11 protein-coding genes are annotated in these 17215 nt (G+C 62.1%); 9 read left to right on the top strand and 2 right to left on the bottom strand.

Features of this window, described 5'->3' with window-relative positions; all coding sequences use genetic code 11:
• The first annotated feature begins 28 nt into the window (after window positions 1-28).
• The 7 genes from AGR13A_RS22750 (at window position 29) to AGR13A_RS22720 (ending at window position 8163) form a co-directional block, all read left to right on the top strand.
• Window positions 29-829: an ABC transporter ATP-binding protein gene (locus AGR13A_RS22750; protein WP_080839726.1), complete on the top strand. Its 801-nt coding sequence runs from the start codon at window positions 29-31 to the stop codon at window positions 827-829.
• The gene (locus AGR13A_RS22745; protein ID WP_080839724.1) at window positions 826-1839 is read left to right on the top strand and encodes a FecCD family ABC transporter permease; all 1014 of its coding nucleotides are present in this window, start codon (window positions 826-828) and stop codon (window positions 1837-1839) included. Before AGR13A_RS22750 ends, AGR13A_RS22745 begins: the two co-directional genes overlap by 4 nt.
• Window positions 1836-2900 (top strand): FecCD family ABC transporter permease, encoded by a 1065-nt coding sequence (locus AGR13A_RS22740; protein WP_080839722.1) that lies wholly within the window; start codon window positions 1836-1838, stop codon window positions 2898-2900. The genes AGR13A_RS22745 and AGR13A_RS22740 overlap by 4 nt, the downstream gene beginning before the upstream one ends.
• 23 nt (window positions 2901-2923) lie before the next feature.
• Entirely contained in the window at window positions 2924-3877 is a 954-nt protein-coding gene (locus tag AGR13A_RS22735) for an ABC transporter substrate-binding protein (RefSeq protein ID WP_080839720.1), read from the top strand.
• Between the two features lie 230 nt (window positions 3878-4107).
• Window positions 4108-4947 (top strand): siderophore-interacting protein, encoded by an 840-nt coding sequence (locus AGR13A_RS22730; protein ID WP_080839717.1) that lies wholly within the window; start codon window positions 4108-4110, stop codon window positions 4945-4947.
• A gap of 36 nt (window positions 4948-4983) precedes the next feature.
• Complete coding sequence (locus AGR13A_RS22725; protein WP_080839715.1) at window positions 4984-5217, top strand: phosphopantetheine-binding protein; 234 nt, start codon at window positions 4984-4986, stop codon at window positions 5215-5217.
• 78 nt (window positions 5218-5295) lie between these two features.
• Window positions 5296-8163, top strand: a complete 2868-nt coding sequence (locus AGR13A_RS22720; RefSeq protein ID WP_080839713.1) for a condensation domain-containing protein — start codon at window positions 5296-5298, stop codon at window positions 8161-8163.
• 267 nt (window positions 8164-8430) lie between these two features.
• Here AGR13A_RS22720 and AGR13A_RS22715 read toward each other — a convergent pair whose 3' ends face one another.
• Together AGR13A_RS22715 and AGR13A_RS22710 are read right to left on the bottom strand one after the other, a co-directional pair.
• Window positions 8431-9777: a condensation domain-containing protein gene (locus tag AGR13A_RS22715; RefSeq protein WP_080839712.1), complete on the bottom strand. Its 1347-nt coding sequence runs from the start codon at window positions 9775-9777 to the stop codon at window positions 8431-8433.
• 50 nt (window positions 9778-9827) lie between these two features.
• Window positions 9828-14267, bottom strand: a complete 4440-nt coding sequence (locus AGR13A_RS22710) for an amino acid adenylation domain-containing protein (protein ID WP_080839710.1) — start codon at window positions 14265-14267, stop codon at window positions 9828-9830.
• 81 nt (window positions 14268-14348) lie between these two features.
• Between AGR13A_RS22710 and AGR13A_RS22705 the strand changes: the two genes are divergently transcribed.
• A complete protein-coding gene (locus AGR13A_RS22705) occupies window positions 14349-15524 on the top strand; it encodes an isochorismate synthase (protein WP_080839708.1) in 1176 nt (391 codons plus the stop codon).
• Between the two features lie 19 nt (window positions 15525-15543).
• A complete protein-coding gene (locus tag AGR13A_RS22700; RefSeq protein ID WP_080839706.1) occupies window positions 15544-17169 on the top strand; it encodes a (2,3-dihydroxybenzoyl)adenylate synthase in 1626 nt (541 codons plus the stop codon).
• Window positions 17170-17215: the final 46 nt, after the last annotated feature.

Here is a 17215-nt window from a genome sequence, read left to right as displayed (position 1 = left end):
CGACGCATGGATCCATGAATAACAGGAGTTGTATCCGGTGCTTGACGCCACGGACCTTCACGCCAGCTACGGCCCCATCCCCGTCTTGCAGGGACTGTCCACCCGCTTTCAGGCCGGCCGCGTGACCGCGCTGGTCGGTCCCAATGGTTGCGGCAAGTCGACGCTGTTGAAAACCATCATGGGTTTCGTGCCTTTGTCTGCCGGTGAGATAAGCCTTGGCGGGCGTTTGATCGGCGAGATCGGGCGTCGCGAACTGGCCCGCCGCATCGCCTATCTGCCGCAGGAATGCCATTGCCCCGACTATATGACGCTTGGTGAATTGATCGAGCTTGCGGGTTATGCGCGTTACGGGCTTGGCGGCGGTCCATCAGAGCGCGACCGTGCACTTTTTGCGGAGGCGCTGAGGATCGTCGGGCTGGAAGACAAGGCAAGAGCACAGGTCAACACGCTGTCCGGCGGCCAGCGTCAGCGCGCCTTCATCGCCATGGTGCTGGCGCAGGACACGGAAGTGATCCTGATGGACGAGCCGGTCAACCACCTCGACATGAAATATCAATATGCCGTTCTCGGCCTCGTGCGCGAGCTGACGGACAGGCACGGCAAGACGGTCATCGTCGTGCTGCACGATCTCAACCTCTCCTCCACTTTCGCCGACGACGTCATCATGCTGAAGGCAGGGCGGGTTCTGGCATCCGGACCGGTTGAAAAAACGGTCACGCCCGAAAATGTCGCGGAGGTCTTCGATCTCGAGGCCGACATATTTTCCCGGCAGGGGCGGCTCATCTGCGTGCCCCGCGTCGAGCGGCAGGAACAGGCCATTCCGGCATGACGTCGAAAATAACGCTGATCTTCGCCGCGGCCCTGCTGCTAGTCATTATTCTCGTCATCAACCTCGTGCTGATGGCTGCCGACATGCCACTTGCCGAAATCGTGGCGACACTTCTGCGTGGCGAAGCCGAAACCTATGAACAGTCGGTTCTCCTCTATCAACAGATCCCGCGCTTGCTGATTGCGATCTATGTCGGTGCCACCACCGCCGTCAGCGGCTGTGTGCTGCAGGGTCTTGCCCGCAATCCCCTCGCCTCGCCCTCCACCCTGGGCCTGAATGCAGGTGCGACGCTTTTTGTGGTCTCCGGCGCGCTCGTGTTCGATTTCCCTTCCGAGGTGCAGGGGCTTGTCGCGCTTTTCGGTGCCGGTTTCGGCTTTGGCGCCTGCTTCCTTGTCGCCCGGCTGGCCGGACGGGCAAATGATCCGCGCGGCCTGTCGCTCATCCTTTCCGGCGCGCTTGTCTCGATGCTGCTGATCGGCATGACCAACGCCCTGCTTCTGTCAAACCCCACACGGCGAGCCGAATTCCTGAGCTGGGTCGGCGGCAACATCAACCATGTCTATGCCGAGCGCCTCACCGATTTCTGGTGGATCGGCGCCATTGCACTGGCAATGCTCTGGTCGGTCGCCCGTCCGCTGACGCTTGTTCTGCTGGGTACGGAAAAAGCCGCCTCCGCCGGCGTCAACGTCACGCGCATTTCGCGGGTCGCACTTTTCGCCACCATGCTGGCCTCCGGCTCGGCCGTTGCCATTTGCGGTCCGATCGGCTTTGTCGGCCTCATCGTGCCGCATATGGTCCGGCCGCTGGTCGGGGTGGACTTCAGGCTCGCTTTGCCGGCTTCCGCCCTTGTCGGTGCAAGTCTCTGCATATTGGCCGACCTTGGCGCGCAGACCCTGTTCAGGCCCTATGTGGTCAATACCGGGCTGTTCATGGACCTGCTCGGCGGCCTTGTCTTCATCGTCATCGTTAAGCGCTTTTATCTTTCGCCTTCGGCGCGGGGGCTGTCATGAGGAAGCAATTCGCCACCGATGGCAAAGCGGTCCTTCGGCTGCCGGGCGGCCTGCAGCTTGGCATCGGCAATCTGAAGGCCGGCTTTGCGCTGATCCTGCTGGCGCTTTCGCTCGCCGCCATTTCCGCCAGCCTCGGCAATACCGAGACAGGTCTCATCGAACTCCTGCGCGGCCTTGCCGGCGGGCATCTGAGCGACGATCAGGCCTATGCGCTGTGGACGGTGCGACTGCCGCGCATCCTGCTCGGTTTCATGGCCGGCTGGAGTGTTGCGCTGGCAGGCGCCATGCTGCAATCCGTCGCCCGCAATCCACTCGCCGATCCCGGCCTGTTCGGTCTCAGCCAGGGATCGATGACCACCATCATGCTGCTTCTGGTGCTGGTGCCGGCCGCGCCCAAGACCCTGGTGGCGCTTGCGGCCGTCGGCGGTGGCCTGGCCGTGGCCTTCCTGCTGATCGCGCTTGTCGGGCGCGAACGTTCCAGCGGGCTTGCGATCCTGTTGATGGGCATCGCAATCGAATCCGCCCTTTCCTCCGTTTCCTCCGTGCTTTTGCTCTACACGCCGACGGAAACCTCGCTGTCGCTGGCGGACTGGATGGCGGGTTCGCTGTTTCAGGCGAGCTGGTCGACCATTCTCGTTTTCGCGCCACTTTTCACGGCGAGCCTTGCCGGCATTTTCCTCATCGGCCGGGCGCTCGCAGTGTTCGATCTCGGCAATGAGATGGCCATGGCGCTCGGCGAAACGGTCAAACGCTCGCGCCCGCTCGTCATCGTTTTCGCGGTCATCCTCAGTGCCGCTTCCGTCACGGCAGTCGGCCCCCTGACCTTTCTCGGCGTCATCGCCCCGCATCTCGCCACCTTCGTTTCGCCCGCCGTCGGCCGCGCAAGGCTTTTCCTGTCGGGGCTCACCGGCGGCATTCTGGTCGTGACCGCCGATACGCTCTCGCGCGGTTTGGTGGCCGACACGCCGATGCCGATCGGGCTTGCACTGACGCTGATCGGCGTGCCGCTTTTCATCCTCACGCTGCGCCTGCAGGCGCTGCGCAGAACCAACCGCCACTGAATATATTGAACAAAGGGAATGCCATGCGATTTGCCATCCTCGTTGCAGCACTTCTGACCGCCGGAAGCAGCCTTGCCGCTGAGCGAACCGTCACCGATGCCGCCGGCCGCACGGTCTCCGTTCCGGAACAGCCGCAGCGCATCGTCGTCATGCACGAGCCGCTTCTGGGCGTGCCGCTGATGGATCTCGGCGCCAATGTGGTCGGCGCCTATGGCCGTAACAGCGACGGCAAATTTGCCACCGCCGTCGATTTCATCGACACTGTTCTCGGTGAAGGCCGCACGAAACCGAAAGGTTTCGGCGCAGTCGGCCAGATCGACCTCGAAAAACTGCGGGCGCTGCAACCCGATCTGATCGTCGCGACAGAAATGGATAGCGGCAAGGCCGAGCAACTTTCCACCGTGGCGCCCGTCTATCTGCAAAAGGTAAGCACCGGCCACACCTACGGCTTCAGTGTCGAGGAAGATCTTTCGCGTCTGGCGGGCAGAAGCGACGCCTTCGCAGAGCGCCGCAAAATCTACGACGAAAAACTTGCCGCTGTCAAAAAAACGCTCGGGGAAGACGCAAGGGCCAAGACCTATCTCGCCATCCTGCTGACCGACCAAATCAATGCGGTAGGCGACATGTCTGGTGCGGTGCAGGCGCTGGAGGATCTGGGTTACGCGCGGTTGAAAATCGACAACGCCACCTCGTCGGGCGGGCTCGGTTCGACCCTGACAATGCCGCTCAGCGCCGATGCTTTCGGCAAGCTCAACCCGGATCTCCTGGTGGTGATGAACAGCTATAACAGCCCCGCCCGTGGCGAAGCGGGAACGCGCGCCGCACTTGAAAAGATCATTCCGGGCTGGGAGCGCTTCGTCAAACCGGCACGCGAGGGCAGGATCGTCTTCCTCGATTCCACCAGGGTCACGACCCCATCCATCCCCAGCGCGCTCCACACGCTGGACGCGGTGGAAGGCTGGGCGGGCCATCGCTGATCGCTCTTCCCCAACGCAGATACCCGGCGCCAACCATGCGCCGGGCATAAACTTGAGTTTTTGAAGAAAGTTATATTGCGAGCTCCGGAACCGCCTGTTATGGTCCGCGCATCTGACGCAACACCACCGGATCGCCCGCCGGAAAATTCCGATGCGCGATTGTCCGGCAAGCCGATCCGGGACAGCGAGACCGCCGACCCCATCGGCGATATCCCAGGAAAGACAACAGCATGACCATGCCAGAATCCATAGACCCCTCCATTCCCGACCGCACCCCCAAACGCCATCGCCACGCCGTCAAGCTGCGTTGCCTCGATGTTAGCCGCGTGGAAAAACTCAGCCGGTCCATGGTGCGCATCGTTTTGACGGGGCCGGAACTGGAGGGCTTTGCCAGCCTTGGCTTTGACGATCACGTCAAGATGTTCTTCCCCCTCCCCGGTGAAACCGAGACCAATCTGCCGGTGATCGGCCCGAACGGTCTTGAATTTCCCGAAGGTGCACCCCGCCCGCTGGCGCGCGACTACACGCCGCGCAGCTTCGATGCGGAAAAGGGTGAAATCGCCATCGATTTCGCCACGCATCATGACGGCCCTGCCAGCAACTGGGCAAAATCCGCCAAGGTGGGTGATAAGGCGTGGATCGCAGGCCCGCGCGGCTCGTTCACCATTCCCTTCACCTTCGACTGGCATCTGCTGATTGCCGACGATACCGGCCTTCCCGCCCTTGCGCGCCGACTGGAAGAGATGCCTGAGGGCACCCGCGTCGTCGCTCTGATCGAGGTCGAGACGGACGCTGATCGCCTGGAACTCGCCACGAAAGCCGACGCTTCGATCATCTGGGTAACGCAGAAGGGTGCAGGCGGGGCCGATCACGATGCCCTGACGCAAGCCCTGCGCGAACTCGACCTGCCGGAGGGCGATTTCTTTAGCTGGGTCGCCTGCGAATCGAAGACGGCCAAAGACCTGCGCACCCTTCTGGTCGGCGAATTCGGTGCAAATCCCAAGTGGACCCGCGCTTCCGGCTACTGGCGGCGCGGCGCAAGCGGCGTTCACGATCACTTCGATGAGTGAGCCGGTAATCGCGGCGGGGCGAGGCTGGAGGCGAAAATGATGACGACGGAACTCAAGGCTCATCTCGCCAAGGTTCTCGACGATGAGGTAGGGGATATCGGGCCGAATGCCAACCTGTTCGGCTGCGGGCTTCATTCGCTTGCCCTCATGCGCCTGATCCCGCCGCTTTCGCAACTCGCCGGCACGCGCCTTGACTATGATGATCTCGCCCGCCAGCCGACGCTTGCCGCCTGGCAGGCGCTGATCGAACGGTCGCGCGCGGAACATTGATCCCAACAAAGACGGGACTTGCCGCAGCGGGCGCGACGCCCCCGGACATGTCCCCCAGGCACTTCCAAGGAGAGGACCATGGCAGCAGACAATTCGCGCATGCTTGCGCGTCGCATCGAAGAAACCTTCGATGGTGCGGACACGTCCCCGCGGGGCGGATCGCAGCCAAGCCAATATGAGGAGCGGGTCTGGTTCTCGCAATTTCAGGACCCCGATCAGGTCTTCCGGCATATTCTCACCTACCGCATCGGCGGCGAGAGCGACCTCCTGCGCCTCACATCGGCCCTGGAGACGGTTTGCGCTGCATGGCCCGAACTTCGCGTGCGGTTTTCCTTCGGGGAAGACGGCACCCTTGCCAAGAGTGTCGAAGCGCCATCGGCCTCTCTCGTGCAGCTGTTTCAGGCGCCTTCGACAGACGAGGCGATAGCCCTGCTGCACGACCTTCAGGCAAGCCCCTATGACGCGGAAATCGATCCGCCGTTTCAGGCGATCGTGCTTTTGAGCGAAGGAGAGGTGCTGCTGGCGCTTCTGGTGCATGGCCTGCTTGGCGAAACCCTGTCATCGCAGACACTTCTGGAAGCTATTGCCGCCGCCTATGCCGGCGAGGCACCAAAGCCGCTTTTACCGCGCATCGCCGAAACCGGCATCGTCAATCCCCTTCCGCTACCCTGGTTGCAGGGGTCGGCCTCCGGCACGCATGTGATCTCTTTACGGGACAGCGGGGCGAAACCAGCGAGCCATAGCCACGGCGTCGATCTCCCGGCCACCCTGCTTGACCTCGCCGGCTCAACCACGACCGAAGCGCTTCTGGCACGCGCAGGCGCCCGTTTCGCACATTTTATCGCAACCAACGGCAACCTTGATACGGTTACCCTGCGCCTGCCGTTGCAATCGGGCGGCGAGACCGGCTTGCCGCTTCCTGCGGATGCGGTCGCCCGCGTGTCGATCCCGCGTGGCCAGTCGCTACCGGAGGCCGAAAAGGCCGTGCTGGCGGGCCTGCAACGGCAAATCGGAAACAGCAGCAAACACAACGACGAAGCGGCCACCTTCACCTTGCAGGCGCTGGCAACGTCAGCTGAAACCTCATCCGTCGAGCGCCTCCGATTCGAGCGCCTGCCGCTCCCCTCGCTCCAGTCCGGCCTCGGCCTGACGCTTGCCGGAGGCAGCACCGTTGACGGCCATATCCGTCTGGAGCTGACGGGTGGCAAGGAGACCTCGCCGCATGCGACGGCATTCCTGCTGGAACGCTTCGTCACCCATCTCGAAGGCGGTGCGGATTTTTCCGACATCACGCATTCGATCCCTTCCGCAGGACTGGCGGCGACGGCATCCCTGCCCGCCGCCTCTTACTCGAACGACGACGAGATTGCCGCAACGATCCTTGCCGAATTCCGCGAGGCGCTTGTATCTCCGGACATGGGGCCGGATGACGATTTCTTCGACTTTGGCGGCCATTCGCTGATCGCCACCCGCATCATCGGACGCCTTCTCAGCAATCACGGCATCGAGGTGCGGTTCAACGACCTGTTCAGCTATCCGACCGCCGCATCGCTTGCAAAACAGGCGACGCGTCTCGAAACCGCAGCGCCTGCACAGTTGGAGTCCACGGAGACGGGTTCGTTCACGGCACCGCTTTCGCTGGCGCAGATGTCGCTCTGGAAAGCCTATGCCGCTTTCGGTTTCGGCGAGATATTCAACATACCCTTCGCCCTCGACTTCCTCGACCCTGTCGATGAGAGCGCCTTCGAATGCGCGTTCCTCGATATTATCGAGCGCCATCCCGGTCTGCGGACCCATTTCTACGTCGAGAACGACACGGTGCTGCAGAAGATCGTGCCCATGCACGACCTGCCTGGCTACAAATGGTTCTGGACCAGCGAAGAAAGCGAAGGTGTGGACCGGCACGCGGAGGCTTCCTGGCGGTTCGATCTTTCCCGCGAATTGCCGATGCGGCTGCGTTTCCTGCGCAATCCGCAAACCGGCGGCCAGGTGCTCTCCTTCCTCTTCCATCATATCGTCCTGGACGAATGGTCGGTGAACCTGATGATGGACGAGCTGACGGAAGCCTATAGGGCAAGGGCGGCGGGCAGGGCCCCTGTCTTTGCGGGCAAGCCGGCACCCTTCCATGAATTCGCCAGAAAACAGGTGGCATCGGGCGTCAATGCAGACCATCTTGCCTATTGGACCGATATGCTGCGGGATGCACCCAAGGGCCTTGTGCTGCTCGGGCAGGATAGCACGCCTGCAGAAGCTTCGCATGACGAGGCGCCGGCAGGCGGCTGGATCGAGTTCAAGCTGGAGAAACACGTCAGCGACGGGCTTTACGCCATCGCCAAGCAGAACAGCGCCTCCCTGTTCAACGTCGTTTATGCCGCCATCGCCGCGTCACTGCGGCATCTGGGCGGGCTGAGCGATCTGGTGGTCGGTACGTCGGCATCCGGCCGTACCGATAGCGGCTATTTCGATACGATCGGTTATTTCACCACGGTCGTCGCCCATCGTGTGCGTTTCCGCGAGGAGATGACGGTCGGCGAGCTGATTTCATCGGTGAAGAACACGGTCAACGGTTCACTGGAACACAGCGAAATCCCGATCGATCTGGTCGAAGAGGCACTCGGCATGACGCCGGGCCGCGACCATCTGTTCGAGGTGTTCATCCAGATCCACGCCAAGAACAAGCTGAACGGCACGCTTTCCGGACCGGACGGCAAACCCGTCGAGTTCAGGCAGATCGATCCCGACAAACACGAATCCATGCTGGGGCTGCAATTCGAGGTGATGGAAGAGATGATTGGCGGCGAACGCTCCATCCGCGTGCTGATGAGCTACCGCTCCGACCGCTACGGCCCCGAGGATGTCGACCGGCTGCGCAGCACCACCAGCGGCGTCTTCAGCCGTTTCGCCGAGGCAGGCGCTTCGAGCCGGGTGCTGACGACACTGGCCTGAGTGCGGGCAAGAGCGCACAGAAAAACCCGGCGTCGCATAGCGGCGCCGGGTTTGTTTTGCTGATAATTCCTTTACGTAGATCTGTTTGACGAAGCCGCAGCATTTGCGCCCCGTCACCCCGGACTAGATCCGGGGTCCAGTGCGATCAAGTCATTGATCGCGAAAGACTCTTCTCGCCGCGCAGACGCGCGGCGGCTGGATACCGGGTCAAGCCCGGTATGACGGGGAGAGATTTTCCGTCCTCTTTTGTGCAGAGGACCCGGCCATTCAAACCGCCCGGCGGAACCTCGCGGAAACCTCTTCAGCCGCAACCGCCAGCGCCTCGCTGTGCAGCATGGCATCCAGAAACAGCGGCAGCTCCTCGCGATAGCGCGCGAAATCGTCCGCTTCCGTCAACGCCGAATCCGCGTCGATATGCAGATTGAGATCGCTGCCGTCATCCTCGCCACGGAAGGTCAGGTTGAAGCCATCGCCGGGGCCGTTGGCGAGAATGTGCCGGGAAACTTCAAGCTCCGCAAAGACCGGTGCGCTGAAAGGCAGGACGTTGATGAGCGGAGAGAAAAAGAACCGCCGGCCCTTCGATATCTCCTGGTCAGCGGCGATCTGTTCGATGCGGTAGCGGCCATGCAGGCGCTGTTTGCGCAGATTGGCGGCATTGCGCGCAAGGAAGCCGCCAAGGGTTTCCTGCGGTTCGATTGTCAGATGGAACGGCAATATATTGACGAGCATGGCGGGCATATGCGCGCCAACGCTGCCCCAGCGGCTCATGAAGGGCAGCCACAGCGTCAGCACGTCGCGATCCGGGCGCGGCAAGTTGCGGTGAAGATAGAGGCCGGAAAGCAGCACCAGCAGGTCTGGCCAGCCGATCTCCAGTGCGCGGGATATATGTTGCAGCCTTGTGCTGAACCCTTCCGGCAGTCCCGCATCGGCATGCAGGCCGCCACCGCCATAATCCTCACAATCCTTGTCCAGCACGGGCAAATCCACCGGCGGAGCAAGATAGGCCGTCCAGAAATCGCGATCCTTTTCGAAACGGCGGCTCTGCCGATAGGCATCCTCCTCTGCGAGAAAACTGCCGAAGGGATGAAAATCGGGACCGGCCTCGCCCTTGCCGCAATAGTGCCCGTAAAGCTGCCCGCAGCGCTGCTCCACCAGCGTCAGGCCATAACCATCAACAACGATATGATGGGCGCGGATATACCAGAGGTAACGGTCGTCAGTGATGCGGTAAAGCACCTGCGCAGAGAGCCTGTCGGTTCGAAGATCAAGCCTTGCCTCGACATCGGCATTCATCCGCAGCATCGCTTCTTCGAAGGGAACTGCATCGGCGCGCAGATCGACAAGCTCGACCACAGGAGCATGCTGCGGATCGCAGCATTGCTGCGGCGCCTCGCCATCCTCACCCATGCGGAAACGGATCGACAGTACCTGCGATTCGCGCACGGTGCGTTTGATCGCTTCAAGAAGGGCACCTTCATTCACGGCGCCGGAAAGATCGATGTAATGGGCGACGGTGGAGACCGGCTCGTCGGGGTGGAAGGAGAACTCCTCCCAGAAATCGAGTTGCGGCTGGGTCAGGGGAAGCCAGCCGCCGGCAGGATCAATATGCGCCATCTGTTTTTCCTTGGGTTATTTCTATGATGTTCTGGCCGCGATGATGGAGCTCATGCCGCGGAAGCCGGTAAAAGCGAGCTGACCTGCCTGGCGCTGCGGCACCGTAAAAGCTGCTGCGGCGTCAGTTCCACGCCGAAGGCGCTGCGGATTTCAGCCGAGACGGTTTTCAGATGCGACGGCAAGAGGCCAAGCGCCAGCAGATCGCTGTTCATGTCCACATTCGCGGGTCTTTTGCCCAGCACGCCAAGATAGATATCCAGCACGCGGCGATCGCCCTGATCGGCCACCTTGACTGCCACAGCCGCCGGCGTTTTCGCCGGTTCTGCAACCGTCAGCAATTCGCGGGCGCGGCGGCGATCCGGTTTGCCATTGGCCGAGAGCGGCAGGTCGGCGACATTGAGAAAACGGCCGGGCACGTGGGATTCCGGCAGGTGTCTGCGGGCGAAACTGCGCAGATCGGCAGCCGAGAGGTCGATACCGGGCATCGGAACGTAAAGCACGCCGATGGCGGCCTCGCCTTTCTGCTCGGCACCGTAATCCACCACCAGCACCCGCTGGATGGAAGGGTGGCGGATAAGTTCGTTTTCCACATCAGGCAGCGAGACGCGCACCCCGCGTATCTTGACGTAGCCGTTGACCCGGCTTGCAAACATGATCTTGCCATCCAGCCGGTAACGGCCCCGGTCGCCGGTCCGAAACGCGCGGACCGCATTTGCGTCGGGATCGTTGACCGTCACGAAATCCGTCTGGGTGATCGCGCCATCCTCCAGATAACCGATCGCCACATTCACGCCCGCCGTGTGGATGCGGCCGACAACGCCCACCGGGCAATGCCCGCCCTGATCGTTGAGGATGAAATATCGATTGCCGGGTAAGGGGTGTCCGTAGGGTATCGCCGTGGTGTCTTCTGCCACGATCTCGTGCCAGATGCTCCAGATGGTCGTTTCCGTCGGCCCGCCAAGCGATATCAGCCGCATGTCGGGCTTCAGCCGGCGCATCTCCTCGATGACGGAAGGCTTGATGTAGTCACCGCCCTGCGCGACGAGCCGGAGCGAGCCGAGCTGATCGCCGCGGCGGCAGGACAGGAGCATTTCAAGGATGGCCGGCACCGAGCACCACAGCGTCACGCCATGTTCGGCCACCAGTTCGTTCCAGCGAACCGCATCCTTTTCCTCGCCGGGTTCCGGCAGCACCAGCGTCGCACCGGCGGCAAGCGCGCCGAAGACATCGAAGACAGACATGTCGTGATGCAAAGGCGTGACTGAAATGAACACATCGCTTGCCGTCACGCCCCATTCCGAAAGCGTGCCGCCGACGACATTGGCCGTGGCGCGGTTGGAAAGCACAACGCATTTCGGTTTGCCGGTCGTGCCTGACGTGTAGAGATAATAGGCAGGATCCTCGCTCGCCGAAAGCGCGGCCAGTTCCGCCATGACAACGGGCACATCGGAAGTGGCCGGCGTCGACAGAAGCTCCTCCGGATCGATAGCCTCAAAGCCTTGCGGAACATTGCGGGCAACGATGATGGCCGGGCGGCAATTGGTCAGCAGGTAGCGCAGGCGGTCCTCCGGTGAACCGGCATCCACCGGCACCCAGATCGCACCCGAGAGCGCGGCGGCCAGCGTGACGGCCGTATGCTCCGGACTGCGTGGCAGGCACACCGCCACGACATCCCCGCGACCGACGCCACGCCCCTTCAGGCCGGCCATGGCCCGTGCCACCAAATCTGCGAGTTCGCCATAGGCGATACGCCGTTTGCCGCTTATCAGCGCCGTGCGCGACCGGTCACCCTCAAAAAGATGGGCGGCGATCCGTTCCAGAAATGGCGGGCAGACGAAACTCCCCTCGTCACCATTCAGCCGGTAATGGGAAAGATCGACGACCTCTCGCGGATTGAGCGAGAAAGTCCCGCGGGCCATGATCGCGGCAATGGCGCGTTCGATGGCACCGAGAATATCCGCCACCATTGCGCCATCGATCGCCTGTTCCGCATAATCGATATCGAGGACGAGATCGCCATCCGGATTTTGCGAAAAGCGGAAATCCAGCGCCACCTGCGGTGTCTGGGTCAGCCCGTCCGTCCAGCGCAGCGTGGACGATTGCGAAAGCGTGGGCCAGGAGAGGCCATTGGTGATGACCACAGGCAGCGCAAGCCCACCTGGATTGGCGTTGAGAAGGATGCGATTGAGATCGATCCCCGAAAATGCGAGGTGGTTGAGGCCCTCAAGCACATCCGTTTGCAAAGCTGCGGCCCGCTCCGCAAAATCGCCCCTGGCCGCCTCCCATTTGACCGCGATGAAGCTCGAGCGATTGGCAAACGCGCCTTCCACCTGCGGGGCGACGGGAATGCCGACGACGAGGGCGCCTTCGTTCAGCCAAAGCGACAGCACATCGAGGATCACCGCCGTCAGCGCCGAATTCTTGAACAGGCGCTCTTTCGCGCCGATCCGTGAAAAGGTGGTAAAGCGTTGTTTTTCCACGGTCAGGCTCTGGCGGCTGTAACGCGAAACGGCAATGGTTTCGAGCGCGGCTTTCCATGGCAATTGAGAAGGTACTTCCGCACCCTCAAGTTTCCCCGCCCAATAGGCGGCATCTTCGGCGCGGGCCGCTGCGATATCCTGCTGCGCGGCGGTGGTTGCTACGGTTGATGCGGGCGGCACGACGTCATCGAAGAGTTCCGCCGCAAGGCTGGCTATTCCCCGCCCGTCAAGAATGAGGGCGTCGAAACGCAGGAAGACCACCACCCCATCGCCTGCCGCAATTTCCGGCAAGCGAAAGACCGTTACCTGCCAGGGAGAGGCGGCAAGATCGAAATGGGCATGCGAGAAATCCCGCCGCGCGGCGTCCATCCGCGCTTCGGCGTCGGCAGCGGACAGGTTTGAAAGATCAACAATATCAAGGTTGAGCTTCGGCTCTTCTGAGACCACCTGCACCAGACGCCGCTCATCGATGCGGGTGCGCAGGCTTTCGTGCCGCGCAACCATTGCTGTCAGACGCGAGCGAAGCAATGCCGGATCGATATTGCCGCGATATTCGCGGAATTCCTGCATCGCCACACCGCTGAGCGGCAGGTGGGTGCCACGACCGAGCAGATAGGCCTTTTGCAAGGCTGAGAGAGGCCGTTCCATGGGATTTCCTTTTGTCTGCGCTGTCGCTTCCGGCGCTTGCAAGCCGAATCGCTCCACAGTCTCTGAAACAAGATCGGGGCTTTCAGCGAGACGACGAAGAAGCGCGGTGTAGGTCTCAAAAAGTGGGCGCAGCCAGCTTTCCGGCAGGGCGTCGAGCCGCACGTCCCAGTTGATCAGAAGCCCGCCATCCAGCGCCGCAACCTGCGCATCCAGCGCAACGCCCGGCCCTTGCGAGACGGTGTGGATCATCGGACCGAACACCCGCCCGACGCGCTCGGAAAACAGGTCGCCACCGGCAAGATCGACACCCGCGGTGAAGACCACCGGCGAGCTTTGCAAACCGCCGCGCAGCCGGGAAAGATCGCGCATGACACTGACGCCGGGATAGGACTGGTGCGCGAGACGCCCGTTCATCTCGTCAAAAAGCCGCCTAAGCAGCCGCTCCAGGCTCTCCCTGGGCCTGATGTCGACACCGAGCACGAGAACATTGGAGAACTCACCGACGATGTCATCGACCCCTTCCACCAAAGGCGCCCGCCAGAAGCCCGGCACCGAAAGCCGGAATTTTTCCGTAGCCGTCGCCTGCGAGAGCGACAGGGCAAAAACACCGAGCAGGAGGGTGGACGTGGTCACGCAGCAGCGCCGCGCCAGCTGTTCCAGACTGCTGCGTTCAGCCGGTGAAAGCGTCGCGGCAAGGCGATCGGTATGAACGGCGCGTGACGCGTCATCGGGCAAGAACGGCAATGGCGGGGCGTCTGGAATATCGGTGATCTGTTGCCGCCACCACAGCCGATCCTTTTCACGCTGGGCCTTGAGGTCCGCATCGGACAGAAGACGCTCCGCCCAGCTGAAAAAAGACGGCGGCGGCTCAGCCGAAAGCGCGCCTTCATCTGCGCCACCTTCATAAAAACGGGCGAGGTCCTCCATCACGATTCGCACGCTGGCCGGATCGATCGCCAGCATGTCGGTATCCACATGCAGCCGGGTGCGGCCCGCAGGCAGCAGGCTGATCGACAGGGCCGCAGGCGGTGAGACACGGAGATCAGCCTGACGATGGCTCCACTCCTCACGCTTGACGGCAAGACGATGCGCAAGCGCTTCCTCATCCAGTGCGGTCATGTCCTCCACGTCGAGGCGGAGCGGCCGGCCGGCGGGGTCCACACTCTGGCACCCTTCTGCATCGATCCTGAGGCTGAGCATGGGGTGACGCCGGCACAGTTTATCGACCGCGACAGCCAGTCTTTCCGCCTCCAGCCGCGGGCCTTCGAACTCGAGATAAAGATGCGGCGTAACTTTTCCGAGTATCCCGCCCGCCTCTCGACCGACCCAATAAGCACCCTGCATGGGGGTTAAATTTAGCATGTGACTTTGCACCGATTGACAAAACATGATTATCATAATCAAGTATAAGCCATCGTCAACCACTCGCACAGGAGGCATCCCATGAAAACTGGGGCACTCAGGACGAATGACGTCGAATCCGACGAAATTACTGATTTTAATAGAGAATTTCTATTTACTTCCGGCACCGGGGAATTGCGTGCCAGGGGTATTCGCGAAAAGATAAAGCTTCCCGCCCGCGGCGGCGAAGACGTCGCAAGTCCTTTGCAGCAAGCGATAAAGGGCGCTTTTGAGCGGGCGCGCAGGGCGGGGCAGGACAATCCCATCGCCATTGGCGCGATCCCCTTCGATGTCAGCGAACCGTCATGCCTTTATATCCCGGACAACTATGAGTGGAGCACAAAGGGCACCGCTGCGGCCTCGACTGATTCGGCGATGCCCGCGCTTGTGGGTCAGAACAGCCTGCCCGACGAGAGCGGTTTCAAGCATGCCGTCGAACATGCCATCGTCAATTTCCGCCACTCCGAGGTCCGCAAGGCGGTGCTTTCGGTGATGCGCGAACTGACCTTCGCCTCCGAGGTCAATGTCGAAAGATTGCTCGCCAGCCTCGCCAAACAGAACCGCGAAGGTTACCAGTTCCGCATTCCGCTGCCAGACGGCGGTGATCTGATCGGCGTCAGCCCCGAGCTTCTCATCCGCAAGCAGGGCGAAAAAGTCATCTCGAACCCGCTCGCAGGATCGGCAAAGCGCATGACCGACCCGGTGGCGGACAAGGCCAATGCCGACCGTCTTGCGGCGTCGGAAAAGGACCACTACGAGCATAGCCTGGTGATCCAGGATATCCGCTCGCTGCTTTCGCCCTGCTGCGCTGAAATCGACGTTCCAGAAAAGCCCTCCCTCATCAGCACCGCGGCTCTCTGGCATCTTTCGACGCGCATCGAGGGCCGGCTTGCCGATCCCGACACCAATGCGTTGCAGCTGGCGTGCCTGCTGCATCCGACACCGGCCGTTTGCGGTTTTCCCACCGAACGCGCCCATCGTCTCATCCGCTTCGTCGAGCCCTTCGAGCGCGGGCTGTTCACCGGCATGGTCGGCTGGACGGATGCCGAGGGTAACGGCGAATGGGTGGTGACAATCCGTTGCGGCACCGTGCAGCGGGAAACCGTGCGGCTCTTTGCGGGCGCCGGCATCGTTGAGGCCTCGGAACCCGAATCCGAATGGGCCGAAGTGCAGACCAAGCTCAAGACCATGCTGAACGCCTGCGGTCTTTCTGCCTGATTTCTCCCGGGGACAAACCATGACAATCGAATTTGAACGCTGGCCCGACGATCTGGCACGCCGATACCGCGACCGCGGCTATTGGATCGACAGACCGCTGAGCGACATTCTCACCGAACAGGTGAAGCGTCGGCCGGATGCGACAGCGCTGATCTGCGGCGAACGCCGCTTCACCTATGCCGATCTCGACCGGCAATCCTCCAATCTTGCCGGGCATCTCTCCGCCGCCGGCATCGGCACCGGCGACACCGCACTGGTGCAATTGCCTAACATCGCCGAGTTCTACCTCGTCTTTTTCGCGCTCATCAAAATCGGCGCTGCCCCCGTCAATGCGCTTTTCAGCCATCGCCGGCTGGAAATGACCTCCTATGCGGAGCAGATCGCGCCGAAGCTGGTGATCGGCTCGCGTTCCCACGAGCTTTTCGCCGATGACACATTTGTGGAGGCGCTGAAGGCGGTCTCTCCAAAGCTTGCCGTGACCCTGCTGCTCGGCGAAACCGATCCGCAGCGCAGCCTGGAGCAGAAGCTGGCCGCCCCGGCCGAAAATCCACCGGCTTACGCCCCTTCCGCCGCCGATGAGGTGGCGCTGTTCCAGCTTTCCGGCGGCAGCACCGGAACGCCGAAACTGATCCCCCGGACGCATAACGACTACGACTACAGCGCCCGGGCCAGCGCGGAGATTTGCGAACTTTCGCCCGAGACCCGTTTCCTATGCGCCATTCCGGTGGCGCATAATTTCCCGATGAGTTCACCCGGCGCGCTCGGTGTGTTCCACGCCGGCGGCGCGTTGATCATGGCCGCCAATCCGGAGCCGCTTGCCTGCTTCGATCTAATCGAAAAACACGGCGTCGATATCGTGCCGCTGGTGCCGCCGGCGGTGGCGCTATGGCTGCAGGCGGCTCCCGCCCATCGCGAACGGCTGAAATCCCTCAAGCTCCTGCAGGTCGGCGGCGCAAGCTTCGCCGAAGCGCTCGCCCGCCAGGTGCCGGAGGTGCTGGGCTGCGATCTGCAGCAGGTGTTCGGCATGGCGGAAGGTCTGGTGAACTACACCCGCGCCGGGGATCCCGACCATATCGTCTTCACCACGCAAGGCAGGCCTATCAGCCCGGACGACGAAATCCGCATCGTCGACGAGGATGGCAACGACGTGCCCGAGGGCGAAGCCGGCATGCTGGCGACCCGTGGTCCCTATACGTTCCGGGGCTATTACCGCGCGCCTGAACATAGCGCCCGGGTCTTCGACAAGGATGGTTTCTATTATTCCGGCGACGTCGTGCAGCGCACGCCCGAAGGTTATCTGCGGGTCGTTGGCCGGGTAAAGGACCAGATCAATCGCGGCGGCGAAAAGGTGGCTTCGGAAGAGGTGGAAAACCTGATCCTGAGGCATCCGGACGTCACCCATGCCGCGTTGGTGGCGATGCAGGACGAGCTTCTCGGTGAGAAAAGCTGCGTCTTCGTCGTGTCGCGCAATCCCGCGCTCAAGGCGCCGGCAATCCGCCAGCATCTCGCCGGTCTCGGCGTCGCGGATTACAAGCTGCCGGACCGCGTGCGTTTCATCGAGGCCATGCCGCTCACCGCCGTCGGCAAGATCGACAAAAAGCGCCTGCGCGACCTGCTGACAGCCCCCGTCGCCATCAGCGCCTGACACGCAGCGCCAACCGAAAGGGACGCTCAAAAGGGCGTCCCCATTC

The sequence above is a fragment of the Agrobacterium genomosp. 13 str. CFBP 6927 genome, from assembly GCA_900012615.1.
Lineage (GTDB): Bacteria > Pseudomonadota > Alphaproteobacteria > Rhizobiales > Rhizobiaceae > Agrobacterium.
This window is presented reverse-complemented; position numbering and strand designations above follow the sequence as displayed.